This is a genomic window from Nonomuraea bangladeshensis (assembly GCF_039529455.1).
In the GTDB taxonomy this organism is placed as follows: Bacteria; Actinomycetota; Actinomycetes; order Streptosporangiales; family Streptosporangiaceae; genus Nonomuraea; species Nonomuraea bangladeshensis.
Genome location: NZ_BAAAMV010000001.1, coordinates 714,695 through 732,549, shown reverse-complemented (window position 1 = coordinate 732,549; position 17,855 = coordinate 714,695). Strand labels below are relative to the sequence as shown.

Annotated in this window: 12 protein-coding genes and 1 pseudogene; 5 read left to right on the top strand and 8 right to left on the bottom strand. The window is 65.9% G+C overall.

Features of this window, described 5'->3' with window-relative positions:
- Positions 1-712 precede the first annotated feature (712 nt).
- The 4 genes from ABD292_RS03145 to ABD292_RS03130 form a co-directional block, all read right to left on the bottom strand.
- The gene (locus ABD292_RS03145; RefSeq protein ID WP_344205038.1) at positions 713-1,198 is read right to left on the bottom strand and encodes a GntR family transcriptional regulator; all 486 of its coding nucleotides are present in this window, start codon (positions 1,196-1,198) and stop codon (positions 713-715) included.
- A gap of 41 nt (positions 1,199-1,239) precedes the next feature.
- On the bottom strand, positions 1,240-1,716 hold the full coding sequence (locus ABD292_RS03140; protein ID WP_344205036.1) for a GntR family transcriptional regulator: 477 nt from the start codon (positions 1,714-1,716) through the stop codon (positions 1,240-1,242).
- Positions 1,717-3,307: 1,591 nt separating this feature from the next.
- A complete protein-coding gene (gene radC / locus ABD292_RS03135; RefSeq protein ID WP_344205034.1) occupies positions 3,308-3,964 on the bottom strand; it encodes a RadC family protein in 657 nt (218 codons plus the stop codon).
- Between the two features lie 925 nt (positions 3,965-4,889).
- Positions 4,890-5,606 (bottom strand): GntR family transcriptional regulator, encoded by a 717-nt coding sequence (locus ABD292_RS03130; RefSeq protein ID WP_344205032.1) that lies wholly within the window; start codon positions 5,604-5,606, stop codon positions 4,890-4,892.
- 1,701 nt (positions 5,607-7,307) lie between these two features.
- Here ABD292_RS03130 and dapA point away from each other — a divergent pair.
- Positions 7,308-8,225 (top strand): 4-hydroxy-tetrahydrodipicolinate synthase, encoded by a 918-nt coding sequence (gene dapA, locus ABD292_RS03125; protein ID WP_344205030.1) that lies wholly within the window; start codon positions 7,308-7,310, stop codon positions 8,223-8,225.
- A gap of 54 nt (positions 8,226-8,279) precedes the next feature.
- On the top strand, positions 8,280-9,965 hold the full coding sequence (locus ABD292_RS03120; protein ID WP_344205029.1) for a ribonuclease J: 1,686 nt from the start codon (positions 8,280-8,282) through the stop codon (positions 9,963-9,965).
- A gap of 844 nt (positions 9,966-10,809) precedes the next feature.
- On the opposite strand, the gene ABD292_RS03115 is transcribed toward ABD292_RS03120, so the two are convergent.
- From ABD292_RS03115 to ABD292_RS03105, 3 genes and pseudogenes are all read right to left on the bottom strand, one after another.
- Positions 10,810-11,586: an ABC-2 transporter permease gene (locus tag ABD292_RS03115; protein ID WP_344205028.1), complete on the bottom strand. Its 777-nt coding sequence runs from the start codon at positions 11,584-11,586 to the stop codon at positions 10,810-10,812.
- Between the two features lie 606 nt (positions 11,587-12,192).
- Positions 12,193-12,357 (bottom strand): hypothetical protein, encoded by a 165-nt coding sequence (locus ABD292_RS03110; RefSeq protein ID WP_344205027.1) that lies wholly within the window; start codon positions 12,355-12,357, stop codon positions 12,193-12,195.
- A 144-nt stretch (positions 12,358-12,501) separates the two neighbouring features.
- Positions 12,502-13,155 (bottom strand): annotated as a pseudogene (locus ABD292_RS03105) (ABC transporter ATP-binding protein); the annotation flags it as partial.
- 113 nt (positions 13,156-13,268) lie between these two features.
- Here ABD292_RS03105 and ABD292_RS03100 point away from each other — a divergent pair.
- Positions 13,269-15,038: a sensor histidine kinase gene (locus ABD292_RS03100; RefSeq protein WP_344205024.1), complete on the top strand. Its 1,770-nt coding sequence runs from the start codon at positions 13,269-13,271 to the stop codon at positions 15,036-15,038.
- Positions 15,035-15,676 (top strand): response regulator, encoded by a 642-nt coding sequence (locus tag ABD292_RS03095; RefSeq protein ID WP_344205022.1) that lies wholly within the window; start codon positions 15,035-15,037, stop codon positions 15,674-15,676. Before ABD292_RS03100 ends, ABD292_RS03095 begins: the two co-directional genes overlap by 4 nt.
- A gap of 236 nt (positions 15,677-15,912) precedes the next feature.
- On the opposite strand, the gene ABD292_RS03090 is transcribed toward ABD292_RS03095, so the two are convergent.
- Positions 15,913-16,227, bottom strand: coding sequence for a hypothetical protein (locus tag ABD292_RS03090; RefSeq protein ID WP_344205020.1), 315 nt, complete (start codon positions 16,225-16,227; stop codon positions 15,913-15,915).
- Between the two features lie 702 nt (positions 16,228-16,929).
- Between ABD292_RS03090 and ABD292_RS03085 the strand changes: the two genes are divergently transcribed.
- Positions 16,930-17,403 (top strand): TspO/MBR family protein, encoded by a 474-nt coding sequence (locus tag ABD292_RS03085; RefSeq protein WP_344205019.1) that lies wholly within the window; start codon positions 16,930-16,932, stop codon positions 17,401-17,403.
- The last annotated feature ends 452 nt before the right edge of the window (positions 17,404-17,855 follow it).

The window sequence follows — 17,855 nt, the reverse complement described above, 5'->3', positions numbered from 1 at the left end:
CCTGGCGTCCACCGACCATGGCGTCCACCGACCATGGCGTCCACCGACCATGGCGTCCACCGACCATGGCGTCCACCGACCATGGCGTCCACCGACCATGGCGTCCACCGACCATGGCGTCCACCGACCACGGCGTCCACCGACCATGGCGTCCACCGACCATGGCGTCCACCGACCACGGCGTCCACCGACCACGGCGTCCACCGACCACGGCGTCCACCGACTCATCCTGTCCACCGTCTCGCCCTGTGTCTCCGACCTGCCGTGTGTCTCCGACCTGCCGTGTGTCTCCGACCCGTCCTGCGTCCGCCACTCCGCCCTGCGTCCCTCGACCTAAACTCGCCCCATAAACTCCTAGGCCAGCCCCGCAGTCTCCCGAAGGGCGGACTCTCGAAGGAGCAACTCCCGCAAGAAGCGCACTCTCCGGAGGAGTGCACTGCCCGCAGGTTGCAGCCGATCCCCGACAAGCGAGAACCGGACGAGAAGAGCCGAGCGCCCGATGGCCGCCCCGCCCCAACCCGCCGCACCATGCCTTCCTCGGCCGACGAACCGGCCGTTGAACAAGACCTGACAGACAGGCACTCCCGTAGTCCGCGCTCGACGACGTTCGCCGAGCGAGCCTCAGCCCTGATGCCCGGTCGTCAAGCCGACCCCTGCGGCGCCACCGAGCCGGACCGACGACTGCCAGCGCTAGACGACCACTGCTGGACGATCAGCGCCATTCGACCGGCCACTCCTCCCGGGCCGAAACGAAGGTCCCGTGCTGCGGCACCGTGAACACCCAGCCACACTCCCGCAGCCTTGCCACAGCCTTGCGCGCCGTGACCTTGGCAACCCCATGCCGCCGCATCAACGACTCCTCGCTCGGAATCGCCCGGTGGGGCCGCAGCTCACCCCTCCGAATCCGTAGCACGATCTCGTCCGCGATCCGCACGTAGATGGCCCTCGAACGCTTCCGCAACGGCACCCCGGGCGGCCCCACGAACGTGCCCTCTCCCCGAACGGTGTGGACCAGCCGGCGCCTGCGAAGCTCCCGCGCCACGTTGCGCGCCGTGGTGCGCGCGATCTCGAACTCCACCTCCATGGCAGCCTCACTCGGCACGGCGTCGCCATGCGTCAGCTCACCGCTGGCGATCCATTCCTCGATGATCTCGGCGACCTGGATGTAGAGCGGGACAGGTCCGTCACGGTCGAGCACGTTCCCAGCGTAGACGTGTCGATACAAGCAGTTGAGTGAGATCAAGCCTGGGGCCACGACTCTTTCGGTGAGACATAACTGCCACGCTGCGCAACGGTGTAAATCCAGCCCTGCTCTCGCAGGAGCGCCATGGCCCGTCGCACAGTCTCACGCGCGACGCCGTACTGGCTGACCAAGGCAGCCTCGCCCGGGATAGGACGCCGTGGGCTGAACTCACCTGACTTGATCTGTTCCGCGATGTCCGAGGCGATCTGCTGGTACAGCGGTACTTTTCGCTTCTTGCGAGGAGCTTCGTCGGGTGTGCCGACGAACGCCCCTTCGCCCTGAACGGTATAGACAAGACCCTCTTCGCGCAGAACGTGAATCGCCCGCCTGGCCGTGGTCCTCGCCACGCCGAACTCCTGCTGGATGTCGGCCTCGCTGGGCACCGGATGTCCGGAGGAGAGCCCGGCAACGCGCCGCCGGATGATGTCGGCGATCTGGAGGTAGATGTGGGTGTCGCCGTCGTAGTCGAGCACACAGGAAACATAGGCGAAGAGGTACAAGACCTGGCATATCATGCTGTCCGTTTAGACAGATGCTCCTTACTGCCTCCATGAGAAGATACAACTAGACGTACTATTTGGTCATGACCGAGCTCGCCCTCGCGCCGCGAGTCACCTGTCTCGCCGCTCATGTCCCTCGCCCCCTCCCCGGCCACGCCGCTCTGCATTGGGCACCCCCTCGTCCACTCATGGAACGTGTACGCGTGCGCGACTACACGTGCACCTGCCAGCTCGTCTCCTACGAGCTCTGCCAAGCCGGCGGCCTCTTCTTCATCCGCAGAACGCGCAGAGGCGACGGAAGCACCCTGATCGATGAGAGCCCCCGATTCAGACCTGCCGCCGTAAAGACGATATGGATGCGGCTTCTGCACGGCGGAATGACCTAACTTATCCCCGCATCAGACTTAAAAACCCGCCCCCGACACCAGATCATTGTGTATCAACTGACATCTTTGGCACCGGAAACTTTTGCCCCGAGAACCTTTGTGTCGAAATCTACGCGTCGACCTTTGCCTCGACCTCTTGCGCCACCTCGGCATCTTGCGTCGGCATCATCTACGCCCGAATCGAGATGACCCCCGCCGTTCGGAACCACTTAAGTGCACGCCCTGCACCCTGTGAACCGCTGTGCCCGTGAAGAACCCGGGCCTCCCGAACGGCCCACGGTCCCTGCCTGACTGAACTTCTGGGTCATCTCGAACGGAATCCCCGCTTCCCGGCTCGCCTGCCGCCGCCGAGCCGGGTCTGACACGACATCCGTATCAGGGATATCAAGGTGCTCAGGATGTCGTGTTCCACGGCCGCGGGTACGACCGCGCCCGTTGAGCGGACAGGTGAACTCCGCTCACCTGTCCCGTACACGGCAGGTGTTCCCCCTGCACCGCACCTGCCGTCGGCCATGCCCACGACCACGAGACCCGGCACGGCCGCAGTGCTGGAGATCGCCTGGAAAAGTACCTCAACGTTCGGTGGAGCTTCGTCGACGCTACTCGCGATCACGTCCTCCCCTCAAAGGGACGTCACCAAGAGCAAGCCGCCACGAGATTCCACCCAGTGCAGGTCCGACAGCACCGGCCCCGCTGACTGGCGAGGACCGACGCCGCCGAGGTGAATATCGCCCTATCGGAGGCTGGGATCGTACTGGGTTCTTTGCTGCCGGCACTGACGAAAGAGGCCTCCCGGCACTGCCCGGTAGGTGTTGGCAGAGGGCCCGTATTCCAAGCCGAAGCCGCGGACCCGGAATACGGGCACCTCTGCCGGGCGCACGTGAAGACGCCATCCTTCACGCGCTGCGCGCCTTCGCGCCGCAACCCCAGGCGGAACGCCCCGGTCAGAAAACCATCGACGCGACCGAGAACGCTTCGCCTGAGATCGGCGCGGAAGCATGGATATGACCCTCGCCCCAGGAGGCGGAGGACCACACCCACGACGAGCACTGGCCGGCTGACGTCCATAACGGCCTACCCGCGGCATTAGATTCTCATGGGCCGAGCTTGGACAACGGCAGATCGACGCTATACACAAGATGATTCCCTTTGGCGTTCGGTGGGCGAGTGGACGGCATTTACGTGGGGATTCGCCGCCAAGCGGTGTCCGTGATGATCAGGTGGTCAAGCAGTCGCAATCCGACTGTTTCGGCAGCCTCGACGAGACGGGCGGTCGCTTCCAGATCGGCGTTGCTCGGATCCAGGGAGCCGCTTGGATGGTTGTGCGCGAGGCCGAACATCGCGCCGCCCGTGGTGAGCACTTCAATGATCATCTCGCGAACCGGCATCGCCGTGTGATCGGCGCCGCCTTCGGTGACGACGGACCGTTTCAGCACCCGTCCGCCCGTGTCACACACGACCATGACCAGGCGTTCCTGTGTGTGTCCGCGGAGGAGAGGGGCGCAATGGCCGGCCAACTCGGTGGTGCTGGTGATGCGTTCGCGCTCAGGTTCGGCCTCGGCCCGCCGGGCGAGGTGGAAGGCGGCCGCGACTCTCGCCGCCTTGGCGGGGCCGATGCCCGGTACGGTGAGCAGCCGATGCGGGTCGGAACGGCCCAGCCTGTCGAGGTCTCCACAGTGATCGATGACTTGTGAGGCCAGATCCAGGGCGCTGGAGCCGCGGAACCCCGAGCCGAGGAGCACGGCCAGCAGCTCCCGGTCCGCCAGGGCATTCGCACCCCTGGACATGAGGCGTTCGCGGGGCCGGTCTTGCTTGGACAAGTCTTTGAGACGCATCGGCAACCTCCGCGACTGTTCTATCAACGACGGCCGACAATTCCCGGTCTGCTTCTGCTAGTCGTTGATCGCCTACCGGTAGAGATTTCGGGTAAAGCGGATAAATGCCGGGCCGGCTTCGCAACGAGCACACAACGCTCACTTCCGAGACGTAGATGATGCTGCTGCTGTGCCTTCTCAGGAAGCATTTATCGCCATTTTTCGCGAGGTGGCCCGACTGCCCACAGTTTGGGTGATCTCGTCTACGGTGGGGAGCACGAAGTTGTGTTGCTCGGATCAGACGACCCGAGCGTTGTACAGCAGCACGCCCTCTCATCCCGGAGGGCGCTGGTCACGACGAACGTGCGCAGAAACGGTCGCGCATGGGCGGAGGCCCACGACAAGACGGCAGTCGACCGAAAGCCGATGCCTCAACCGGAAGTCTTACTGCTGTTTCAGCACTGCCGGGTTTCCCTGCGGACAGGCACTCGCCACCCGACCGTCCGCCTCGATCAGGTCACGCAACTCGCGCAGCCGGACAGGCGGTCCCCTTCCTGCCCCCCGTACCCGAGCTCTGGTTGCGCGCGGAGGGTGTGACCGCAGCCAGCTTCAACTCCGTGACCTGCCGCTCACGGAGGCACGGCGACGCGACCTCGCGCCGCGGAACCCCTGGCGATCGCATGGGCGCCCCTCCCGCCGGCGCGGCAATCAACCGTCAACAGCGGAAGCTGAGACCCGCGGGCATGTCGCGCCGCCGACACTCGCCGACGAAGAGCGTCCTCGGCGCTGCGACATCACAGGCGACGAATAGGCGGAGTGGGGGTGATGACTGCCTTGCTCGCCTTGGGCTTCGACGTACTGATGCGGAGTATGGATGGTGGAAGGCTCCGGGCGAGGAAATGGTGGGGCTCGCCCGGAGCCTTTCCGGGGGTCGGCTGAGCAGCTCCTACGCAGGCATGCTGTACGTCACCCGGAACCGGTCCCCGGGAATGACGATGTCGCTCGTCTCAACGGGACGATCGCCCGCCCAATGCGTACGCTCCACGTGCAGCACGTGCACCCCCGCCGACAGGTCAAGTGCGTCGCTCTCGGCTGGGCGGGGAACGCGGGTGCTGACGCTCTCGACGACCTCGGTGACCTTGATGCCGTGTGCGTACAGCCTCGCGAACAGACTGCGCCGCTCCTCCTCGGTATGCGGCGCGAAGTCCATCGGTTCGTACGAGGTGGCGATCTGGAGCGGTCTGCCGTCGCCGCGGAAGACGTAGTGCGTCTTGGTCAGCGTCGTGGTCTCCCTGATGCGGAGGCGGCGAGCGATCTCGGGCCCCGCCTCGGCCGGCTCGCTGTGCCATTCCCAGGTCACGCGTCTGCCCTGAGACTGCAGATCGGCCGCTATCGGGGCCGGATGGTCGAGGTAACGCCAACGGTGGAGCGGGGTCAGAACGGGGCGTTCCCTGACGTAATGGCCAGAGCCGACGCGGCCGATGATGAGACCCTCGCTCGCGAGCACACGCAGCGCATGACGAGCGGCTGTCTCGCCCACCCCGTATTTGCGGGTCAACTGCGCCCGCGACGGAATGGGCGCACCGGGGGGAAGGGTGCCGTCGGTGATCTGTCGCCGAATGTCTTCGACGACACGCAGGTAGACCGGATCTGAGGTGGCCACTAGTCCATCCCTGGGGGGTTCGTGTGAGGCGATGCCCCATGTTGCCGTATTCGGCAGGTAACCGACCGTCATCGAAGGCTGCTGGAGCCCCAACTTTGCGATGGCGGAAAATTATCGGAGAAAGTCTGTAACGCAGCCGTAAGGGCTCCCGATTCTCCGGTAGAGGTCGTCGATGTGTGTACCCCCGAGCACATATCGGCGGCCTCTTCCATTGCTCGTCTTGTCTGGCTGATCGGCGCAACCTGCTGTGACGTCGTGGAACGCGACGGCTACCTGCTCAACGACCGGCCCGGCAACCGTCTGCGCCGAACGGCCCGCGGTAATGTTCTGGTCCGATATGTCCTCCTCGTTCGTATGAAGAGGGGAAGCGTTCGACTCGATCTCATGGTCGAGAGAGCATGGCCTGAGAAGCCTGATTCGTCCTTGTTTGCTCCAACTGCGCCCATATGACTCTCCGTGAAGCCCGGGCCGGTGACGTTCAGCCTGCGCAACGTCCTTCCTGGTGCCTGTGATGCCGAGGAGGGACTGTCCGCATCGGACATCCATCTGTATAGATGGTGCAAGCCGGACGAGACGTAAGCCAGGATCGGGGACGTGTTTCAGGCCGCGCCCGAGGCGCCCTTCGGGATTTTGGGGCGAGGTCGGAGGGGTGGAGCTGAGCCGGGGCATTGAGGAGGCCCGCGAGGCTGGTCTGTGGCCTCTCCACGGGACACACCGGCGGCTGAGGCCGACGGGCGCCTGCACGGGCCGTTCACGGGTCGGAGATGCGAGGCCAGGACATGAGACCGGCTCTCTTCGTGGAGGGGCGATCGAAGGGGTGCGGAACAGGCTTGTCCTGGAACTCGCGCAACACCAACGCCGTCGCCCGGCCCGCGCGGTACCCCAGCCCCGGCGCGGTGCAGTCCGGCCGACCCCGGCTCGGCCCAGCCCAGCACGGTACAGTCCGGCACGGCGCGGTGCAGCACGGCCGACCCCGGCTGATTTCGGCCCAGCCGGCTCCACCCGGTACATCCCGGCCTAGCTCGGTAGAGTCAGGCACGGCACCGCACGGCACGGTGCAGGCCCGGCCCAAACGGGGCGCAGCCCCGGCCCGGTCAGTGCGGCCCGGTCCGCCAGCCCGACAGCAGCGCAGCGCGATCGGCCCGTCCCGGCGCGCTGCAGCCCGGCCCAAATAGGGCGCGGCCCAGCCCAGCTCAACCCTGCCCGGCCAAAGCGGCCCAGCCCAGCTCGACCACGGCCCTCCGACTACGGCCCTCCGACTACGGCCCTCCGACTACGGCCGCCCGACCACGGCCCAGCCCGACCGCGCGCAGCCCGACCGCGCGCAGCTCGGCCAAGGCTGGTCCGGCCCACCAGGGCCCGGCGCGACGACGGCGCAGAGCGGTCCGGCGCGGCCCGATGCAGTGCAATGCGGCCCCGGGAAGGTGCGACCCGCCGCCGGCGCACCTTTATGAGGGGGCGGCCGACGTCCGGCGCTACGGCAACCCTTGGACGGACCGGTCGGGATAGTGGATCGACCTGTTGGGGTAGCCCGGTTCGTACGGAGTCAGGAGCGGATTGCCCGAGCCGGGTGGTTTGTGAGCCGAGCCTCGGGGGAGCGTCCGCCGAAATGCCCGCGAAAGCGGGCAAAAAGCGGTTCCAGGCAGGCAAAGCGGGGTGGCGGCGTCCAATGGATTTCCGAATCCAGGTAGCGTTCGCACTATGGCATCGCCAACTGGAACCACCGATGCGCCCTTCGGCCGCATGCTGACCGCCATGGTCACGCCGTTCACCGCGGACGGCGAAGTCGATTACGGTGCTGTGCGTCGGCTCGCCACCTACCTGGTGGACGAGCAGCGCAACGACGGTTTGATCGTCAACGGGACGACCGGGGAATCCCCCACCACCTCGGACGAGGAGAAGCAGCGCATCGTCAGCGCCGTCCTCGACGCGGTCGGCGACCGCGCGGCCGTGGTGGCGGGAGCGGGCACGAACGACACCCGCCACAGCGTCGAGCTTGCCAAACAGGCAGCCCGCGCCGGCGCGCACGGGTTGCTCGTGGTGACGCCTTACTACAACAAGCCTCCACAGGAAGGGCTCTACCGGCACTTCACCGCCGTCGCCGACGCGACCGACCTTCCCGTGATGCTCTATGACATCCCGGGCCGCAGCGGTGTGCCGATCAAGACGGAGACGCTCATCCGGCTCGCGCAACACGAGCGCATCGTGGCCGTGAAGGACGCCAAGGGCGACCTGTTCGCCGCCAGCCAGGTGATGACGGCGACCGATCTCGCCTTCTACTCCGGCGACGATCTGCTCAACCTCGCCTGGCTCTCGCTCGGCGCTGCCGGGTTCGTCAGCGTGGTGGGACACGTGGTGGGTGCCGAGCTGGCACGGATGATCCGCCTGCACAAGAGCGGTGACATCACCGGAGCTCTGGCCGTTCACACCCAGGTCGCGCCCGTGGTGGACGGCATCATGCTGCGCGCGGGTGGCGCGATCATGGCAAAGGCGGCACTGAGCATGGTCGGCGTGCCGGTGGGCCCGGTACGGCTGCCGCTCGTGGACGCCACAGAACAGCAAATCGCCGAGCTGCGTGCTTGCCTGGTGGCCGGCGGGGTGAAGTTGACAGACGTATAGGAACGGGGAGGAACTGGCAGTTTTGTACAGACCATTTGATAGTGGGGGCCATGCATGAGCCATCCGCATCCTGAGCTTGGCCCCCCGCCGGCGCTGCCTGAAGGCGGCCTGCGCATCGTCGCGCTCGGCGGGCTGGGAGAGATCGGCCGCAACATGGCCGTATTCGAATACGACGGCCGCCTGCTGATCGTCGACTGCGGGGTCTTGTTCCCCGAACCCGACCAGCCGGGCGTCGACCTCATCCTGCCCGACTTCGAGTACATCAGGGACCGCCTCGACGACATCGAGGCCATGGTGCTGACACACGCCCACGAGGACCACATCGGGGCGGTGCCGTACCTGTTGCGTGAACGACGCAACATCCCTCTGATCGGTTCCAAGCTCACTTTGGCCCTGATCGAGGCCAAACTCAGCGAGCACCGGATCCAGCCGAACAAGCTGGAGGTCGTCGAAGGCGAACGGCACGTCTTCGGGCCGTTCGACTGCGAGTTCCTCGCGGTCAACCATTCGATCCCGGACGCACTGGCCGTGGCGATCAGGACACCGGCCGGCATCGTCCTGCACACCGGCGACTTCCGCATGGACCAGCTGCCGAGCGATGGCCGGCTCACCGACCTCGGCGGCTTCGCCAGGCTCGGCAGTGAGGGCGTCGACCTGCTGATGTCCGACTCCACCAACGCCGAGGTGCCCGGATTCGTCACCAGTGAGCGAGAGATCGCGCCGGTCATCGACGAGGTGATCCGCACCTCCGAGCAACGAGTCATCGTCGCCAGCTTCGCCTCTCACGTGCACCGCATCCAGCAGGTCATGGACGCCGCCGCCAAGCACGGCCGCAAGGTCGCCCTGGTCGGCCGATCCATGGTGCGCAACATGGGCGTGGCCCGCGACCTCGGCTACCTCAAGGTGCCACCGGAGCTGATCGTCGACTCCCGGGACATCGAGGAGTGGCCGCCGCAGGACGTGGTGCTCATCTGCACCGGTTCGCAGGGCGAGCCCATGGCGGCGTTGTCGCGGATGGCCAATCGCGATCACCCGATCCGCATCGCCCAGGGTGACACCGTGCTGCTGGCGTCCTCGCTCGTGCCCGGGAACGAGACAGCGGTCAACAAGGTGATCAACGGGCTGACCAGGTGGGGCGCCCGGGTCATTCACAAGGGCAACGCGAAGGTGCACGTCTCCGGCCATGCGGCCGCCGGCGAGCTCCTGTACGTGCTGAACCTGACCCGCCCCTCGAACTTCATGCCCGTGCACGGGGAGTGGCGCCACCTGCGCGCTCACGCCAAGCTGGCCGCCCTCACCGGCGTTCCCGACGACCACATCGTCATCGCCGAGGACGGGGTCGTGGTCGACCTGATCGACGGCAGGGCGAGGATCGCCGGCGCGGTGCATGCCGGCTACGTGTACGTGGACGGCACCTCCGTGGGAGAGATCACCGACACCTCGCTCAAGGACCGCAGGATTCTCGGCGACGAGGGATTCATCTCCGTGGTCGTGGTCGTCGATTCGGCCACCGGCAAACTCACCGCCGGCCCCGAGATCCACGCTCGCGGCTCGGGTATCGATCCTGCGCAGTTCGACGAGTTCATCCCGCAGATCGAGCGGGCGCTCGAGGAGAAGGCCGCCGATGGCGTGGTGGACATGCAGGAGATCCGCCGCGTGGTCCGGCGTACGGTGGGACGCTGGGTGAGCGACACCTACCGGCGCCGACCGATGATCATTCCTGTGGTGGTCGAAGTCTGACCACCCTGTCGGTACGGCAGACGTCACTCTCGTCTGCCGTACCGAGGTCATCCGCCTTCGCCGCACTGACGTCACCCTCGTCCGCCGCGCTGACGCCACTCGATTCTGTCGCAGCGACGACCTACGCCTCTGTCGTACGGACGTCACTCGCTCTTGCCGTACCGAGGGCAGGCCTTCGCCGCCATCCAGTGCTGATGGAGGTGTGCCGTCGAGACCGGCGGACGACACAGCGGCTCTGCCCCAGTTGGTCATGGCTGTGCAGGCATCGTGGGCGACCGTGCCTGAGGCCCCATCACCTACGGTGGGCAGCGCAGTTCTGCTGCCTGGGGCCGACGGCTCGTTACTGCTTTCCGCGGGCAACGCCCTCGCGCTGCTGTTCGTGAGCAGCGACAGGTTTTCATCCCGGTACGAGAGCGCCGGCAGAACCTCAGCGTGCTGAACCCTCCTCCGTCGCTCATGCTGCCGTGATCGCCGAGGCCTTCGCCGAACCCTGCGGGGACGCCACCGCGGCTGCGGCTGTCGGAGAACCAGCGAAACGACGCCTTGGCCAGGGGCCTGGATAGTTCCGAGAGGTGGCTTCCGCCAGGCGCAAACTGTCCACAGCAATCCCAGGAGACGCCGAAGGCCGCGCCAAACGCCCTGAACGCAGCGGTGCGCGGTTCCGGGTAGGGAGGACGGCCCCGCGCTCGCCGCCGGCTCTGGACGGCGGCGCGCGCCCGCTTCCCGGGGCATGTCGCTGGGAAGCGGGTACGGCCGTGAGGATGGTGGGTGCATGCAAAACCTCCCTTCGACGTCACCTCAGACGTCCGCTTCGATATGCCGCAAAGAGGCGCCCCGGCCCAGGTCAGACGTCCCTCCGGCGAATCGCCCAAGTGGCGGCGAGGAGGGGCAGGACCGCATAGGCGAGCAGGACTGTGGTGGCGGTCGCGGGTGACAGGAGAGAGCCGAACACCGAGGAGGCATTGCCGTCGCCGGTGATCTGCCGGGGGAGGGCGCCGATCATGACCGAACCGAGCCGCTCACTCCATGGCTCGGGGATGTTGCCGATGATCATCGGGATCACGTAGACGAGGCCGACGATGACCGCGATCGATCCGGCGGTGGAGCGGAGCAGAGCGCCCAGACCGAGCCCGAGCAGTGCGAACACCGGAACCGTGAGGCTGAGAACGGCCAGGATGGGCATCCTGTCCATGAACGGGTCGGCGTACGCACCGGAGAAGCGGTCGCCGAGCACTGCCCGGGACACGGCGTAAGTGCCGAAGACAGCGATCGGACCGATGATCAGGCCCACTGTGCCGACGGTGGCCGCTTTGGCACCGAGAACCGGCCAACGCCGAGGGACGACCGCGAGGCTCGTTCTGATGAGCCCCGTCGCGTACTCAGAAGTCACGACCAACGCGCCCAGGATGCCCAGGCACAGTTGAGGCACGATCACCAGGACTTCTTCAAGATCTGCGATGCGCGCGTCCGGGCGCTTGTCCAGCGGCGCGCTGTCGTACATCCCTGCGGCCATCACCGCAAGCGCGAGGCCCAGGAGGATGGTCCCCAGGCTCATGCCGAGGATCACGTAGGTGGATCGGACTGAGCGGACTTTCAACCATTCGGCGGTAAGGACACTCATGACGCCGCTCCCTGGCAGGCGGTGAGACGGGTGCGGTGCTCGAAGCCGTTTGGGGCTGTACAGGGGGCCGAGCGGCGGTCTTTCGCGGGGATCATGCGTTTCTTCTCCTGAAGCAGGTGATGGCCGATGGGAAGGGCGGCGTCGGGATAGGCGATGAGGACGGCGAGGGCGGCCCATGGCGGGAGGAAGCCGCCGCCGAAGCGGATCGAGAGGCGTTCGCCGGCCAGTTGCGGGATGAGGCTGGGCAGCAGGAATGTGGCGACGCGGGTGTTCCAGGGCGAGGGAAGGAAGCCACGATGCCAGGAGGACGAGGAACACCGCCGCGACGGAGGCGACGACGCCTGCCTTAGACCTCAGGGCAGTGCCGATGGCCAGCTCGGTGAGGGCCAGGGCGGTGACCGACATCCCAGAAGCCAGCAGCATCGGAAGATCGTCGGAGTAGAGGCCTAGTTGAACACGAGGTAGCGACGGTCCGCGATCACCGGCTCAGCGCATGAATCCTCAGGAGTGCCGCACTCGCCGACATGAAGCTCCCCAGGACGACGAGAGCGTTGTTGCCCAGGAATGACCTAGTGGCGTGCGGGACTGTGCCGGGGCTTGTGCGGATCATGTCAGCACGTACTCGCTGGGCACGGCCAGCATGCCCAGGACCGCCAGGTTGATCTGGATGAGTGGCAGGAGGCCCTCTTCCGGGTTCGGGGGCGTGCAGAACCCAGGGTGCTCGGCCAGGTTGCTGAGGTGGAACGTCCAAGCCGGGCCCAGAACCACCATGAGGACCGCCGTGCCTAGGACCTGACAGAGGGAAAGGCAGTGGACGCTGCTTGAGCCGCTCGGCGGAGAGGGCGGCCCTCATCTGGCTGCTCCGTACTGGATGCTGTCGGCCGTCAGGGCCATGTAGGCGTCCTCTAAGGACGGATAGCGACTGGTCAGGTCGGCGACCGTGGCCTCGGTGATGAGCCGGCCTCGGCCGACGATGACGATGCGTTCGGCGGTGAGGGCCATCTCGCTCATCAGATGGCTGGACAGCAGGATCGTCCGGCCCTCGGCGGCCAGGGAACGCATGAGGTCGCGGATCCAGCGCACACCGTCAGGGTCGAGGCCGTTGACCGGCTCGTCGAACATCAGCACACCGGGATCTCCCAGCAGCGCGGCGGCGATGCCCAGCCGTTGCTTCATCCCGAGAGAGAAACCGGCCACGCGTTTTCGCGCCACACCAGCCAGGCCCACCTCCTCCAATACGTAAGCTACACGCCTCGGGCCGATGTCGTTGGTGCGGGCCAGGGCGAGCAGGTGGTTGTAGGCACTGCGGCCACCCTGCACCGCGCCGGCGTCCAGCAGAGCGCCGACCTCGTGCATAGGCTTGCGCAACGAGGTGTAGCGGTGGCCGTTGATCAGCGCCTGCCCGGAAGTGGGGGCGTCCAGGCCCAATATCAGGCGCATCGTCGTCGACTTGCCTGCGCCGTTGGGGCCCAGGAAACCGGTCACATGGCCGGGCTCGACGTTGAAGGTCAGGTTGTCGACGGCGAGAGTGCCGCCATAACGCTTGGTGAGGTGCTGAAGCTCGATCACGGCGTGAAGCTTGCCGGACGGCGGGCGGCAAGCGCGTCGGACCACGGTCCGAACTTCAAGGTCAGACCCCGGGTTGATGTGCGCACGCCGCCGCAGCGGCTACGGTTCCTCGCGTGGACGAGAACCCCGACAGGGTGAGCAGCAAGGACCGCGGCCCCTTCTTCGCCAGAGGCCTGGGGCGCGGGCAGTTGGTCATGCTCGACCTGGTGGCGGGGATCGTCATCGCCTTCGTGTTCCTCACGTCCGCGGCCGCTGCGGCGCACCTTCCGCCGTGGGCGAAGGTCGCACTGCCGCTCGGGCTCGGGTTGCCCTTGGCGTTGCGGAGGGTGTGGCCGATGCCTGTCTTCCTGTTCACACTGGCGCTCGCGGTCGTAGCTCAGATCACGGGCGCCGTCACGTTCTCCTACTTCGCGCCCGCGTACGCGCTCTACGTGGTCGCGCTGAACGAGCGAGCCGGCAGCCTGGTGCCGGTCTCGGCCATCGGGTCGCTGAGTCTGTTCACCGTCGCGGGGTTGGTGGTGGCGGGTACGCCGCAGACCGTCCCCTCATGGGTCGTGAACCTCGACGAGCCGTTGATGGGCATCGCGGCGCTAGGCGGCGCCTGGACGATCGGCAGAGCCGTGTACGAGCGCCGACTGTACGCGGCGCGCAATGCCGAGCGACTGGCTGCGCAGGCGGTGACACAGGAACGGCTGCGCATTGCCCGAGAACTTCACGACGTCGTCACGCACAACGTGGGCTTGATCGCGGTCAAGGCCGGAGTGGCGAATCACGTGATCGCGACCAGGCCGGAGGAAGCGCGGGACGCCTTGCGCGTGATCGAGACCGCGAGCCGCGGCGCCTTGATCGAGATGCGGCACTTGCTCGGGATGTTGCGATCGACTTCTGATGCGGCGGATCGAACCCCGGCCCCAGGGCTTGCTGGGCTGGACGGTCTTGTCCGACAAGCTCGGTCCGCAGGAATTGAGGTGCAGTTCGAGGCGCGCTTCCACGCTGCCACGGGGAAGAGGAGCGTGATCGGAAGCCCGAGCGAAGACCAGGACGATTCGGATGGACAGCACGTCGGTGGCGATGAGCTTGTCGGTCGAGATGCTTCAGGTCGAGGTGCTGCCGGTCGAGATGACGATGACCGGGGCGTCGAGCGGCCCAACGGCATCGATGGCGTCGACCGTGGCGGTGCGCGGCGTAATGGCGCGGGCCGTCGTAATGGCGCGGGCCGTAACGGCATGAGCGGTGCCACGGCTGGTGGCTCTGTGACTGATGACAGTACGGCTCGTGGCGCTGGTGGAGACGGCGCTTCAGGTGACGGTGGAGGGGCCGAGGGTGTACGGGTCAACGGTGCACCAGCTGGCCCCGCGGCTTCTGGGCCCGCGGCTTCTGGGCCCGCGGCTTCTGGACCCAGGGCTTCCGGACCCACGGCTTTCGGTACCACGGCTTCTGACACCGCCGCCCTAGGCGCTGGTGCTGATGGCGTAGCTGTTAGTGGTGTCGTGTCTGGCGGCGAGGGCGTTGGTGACCACGGAGTTGGTGGCGGGGGCATTGGTGGCACTACCACGGCCGCCGGGTCTTCAGTAGCGCGATTGCCTGAAGGGGTCGAGCTGGCTGTGTACCGGATCGTGCAGGAGGCGCTTACCAACGTGATCAAGCATGCCGCGCCGGCACGGTGCCGGGTCTCCGTTCTGGGTGATGGAAGGGACGTGAGGATCGAAGTCGTCGACGACGGTCCGGGCAGGAGAACGCTGCCCTCTGCAGGGGCCGGTCATGGGCTGATCGGTATGCGAGAGCGGGTGATGATGTACGGCGGCGCCTTTGAGGCCGGAGGTCTGCCTGGACGAGGATTTCGGGTATTCGCACGCTTGCCGTACGGGGAGGAGGTCACGTGATTCGAGTGGTCATTGCCGACGACCAGGCCTTGCTCCGGGGCAGCTTCAAGGTGCTGGTCGACTCCGAGCCGGACCTCGCTGTGGTCGGAGAGGCGGCCACCGGGGCGGAGGCGGTCGCGGTAGCCCTGAGGCAGAAGCCAGACGTAGTGCTGATGGATGTACGAATGCCGGAGATGGACGGTATTGAGGCCACGCAGCAGGTCAGAGAGGTGTCTCGGGTTCTGGTTGTAACCATGTTCGACTTGGATGCGTATGTTTACGATGCTCTGCGCGCAGGGGCGAGCGGGTTCTTGCTCAAGGACACACCTCCCGCCGAGCTGCTGGCTGCCATTCGAATTGTGGCCGGCGGAGAAGCGCTGCTGGCTCCCACAGTCACGCGGCGGTTGATTGAGCAGTTCGCTCGTAGTCCGGTGTTTCCCCAGGTGAAAGGGCTGAATGGGGTCACGGAGCGGGAGCGCGAGGTGCTCCTGCTGATCGCGCGTGGATTGTCGAACGGGGAGATCGCTCTGCATTTGCAAGTGAGCTTGGCGACGGTGAAGACGCACATCACCCGGCTGCTGGCCAAGTTGGAGGCTCGGGATCGGGCGCAATTGGTGATTGCTGCCTACGAGAGTGGGTTGGTCTCTGCCGCGCTATGAGCGGCCGAGGGGTGACGTTGTTAGGGCATGTCGATAGCAAGGCAAGTATGTCGTAGTAGTCCGGATGCGGTTTGCGGGACCGTATATCGGTAGTGCTTGGCTGTCGCTGGTATGACTGGGCGGTTGGGGCAGTTCGTCGGACTGGCGGCTTTGCGACTTTAGAGCCCCCTATTGATGTATTGGGTGATGGCGCTTTGAGTATGTGCCCCCGATGGGGTCGAGGGCACTGATTTCGGTTAGGATTCGCCGTTTTCCAACAGGCGGTCGAGCCGGATGCCCAGGTCGATCATCTCGCAACGGAGTGAGTCGAGGGCTCGCACGAGGTCGGAGTGCGAAGTTTTGAGATAGTCGTTGAGCTGGCAGCGAACGCCGGCCACCTCGTCGCCCCACGCTGCGAAATCTTCGGCTACGTCGGCTCGGAGTTCGGCGATGTCCGTTCGGAGGGCGGTGATGATACTCACGGTTGCCGTGCGGTCAGTGTCGGCGATCATGCACGCCTCCAGAGCCTCAACACGCAGTTTCAGACCGAGGATCTCCGTCTGCACGTCCACGCATTCCTACCTTTGCGGTAGTCGGGAGAGACGTCGGCCTCTCATGGCCGGGTCTCGCTTGCTGTTATCCATGGTCGCAAGCAGTTGAGGGTGCTGTGGCACGAGCGGTCGGCGGCGGGAGTGGGTTTGTACTTCTGCGTGTTGAGCCGTTCATCCCGGAGCCCCAGCATGTCCGATTTGGCCGGAGTTTCGGGGGGAAGAAAACTGCCCCTGAGGACAGCTGAGTCATGGCCGTTTTGCCTGTTATGCGTGGAGTGTGAGTGTAGGGGTGTGGTGGAAGCGTTCGCCGGGGTTGGCTGCGGATGTGGGAGATGAGGGCCGGGCCGGTGCGAGGGGTTCCGGTAGGGGCGGTTGTCGTCCTGGCGGAGATGGCATCGCCCCTTGATGGAATCTGTGTCTAACGGTTTCAATGATCGATAGCGACGCTAGTTCCCGCGATGGCTCTTGGTGCGTTTGTATACTGGTTCGGGCTGCTGTGGCTGGCTGGTATTCTTGACGCAGAATCGAGTGGTGCCGAAAGGGCTCGGGGAGTTATCAGTGGGGCCTGATATTTTCCCGGCTTGGCGTAGGGCATGGTCGCAGATAATACGGTTAAGTTCGGCGTTCTGATGACTGTGGTCACATGTCGATTGGATCTGGCCATATCCGGTCGCTTTGGGTGATGCTGCTTAGTCTGGTCCGTGTGGGGCAGGGGTGACTGCTATGGCGATGACGATGAAGAAAGCACTGCTGCGGACTGGTGTGGCCAGCGCTGTAACAGCGGTCGTGGGATCAATCGGAACGAATCCTCGTACTCGTTGGTATCGGCGGCTGCGGAAGCCTGGCTGGCAGCCACCGGCGCAGGCGTTCCCACTGGTGTGGACGCCGCTCTATGCGCTCATCGCGTTCGGGGGAGCGCGGGCGCTGTCTCAGGGGGACGGGCAGCAGCAGAAGGCGGTCGAGCGGGCTCTGGCTGGAAATTTGGCACTCAACGCGACGTGGTCTGCGATCTTCTTCCGGGCGCGTTCGCCTCGGTGGGCGTTGGCCGAGATAGCGGCGCTCAACGTCTCTAACGTCGTGCTCGTCCGGCAGGCTATGAAGGTCGATCGCGTGGCAGGGATTGTCCTGTTGCCTTATGCGGTGTGGACTCTGTTCGCGACGGCTCTCAACGCTTCCATCGTTCGGCGTAATCGCTGAGTGCTGGGGATTGAGCTGGTGGTCTGACTCGTGCAGTGCGGCGGGCGGGTCTGTCGAAAGCGCCGAGACGGTTGTTGGGGGCCTCGTGTGCGCTGGCGGTGGGATGCCTGCGGGACCGGGCGATTCAGCCGATGTCGGCATCGGGGCTGAGTTCACCTGGGGGCGAGCTGACCTGGAGGTGAAGTCGGCTGGGTCTACACAGCCCCGCGGGAACTGGCCTCGCCAGTGGGAACCGGCCTCGCCAGTGGGAACCCGGCCTCGTCAGTGGGCATCGGGCTCGCAGTGGGCATCGGGCTCTGAGGGGTTGCAAGGCTTGAGGGGGCAGGGCCTTGTACGGGGGGGCCGGGTTGGGCGGCGGATATGCGGCCCGGTGAGTCGCTTCTGATCTGATGGGCTGTCGCTGGCGCAGGGCTGTTCTTTGGTGCACAGGGGGCGGACTGAAGTCGATGTTC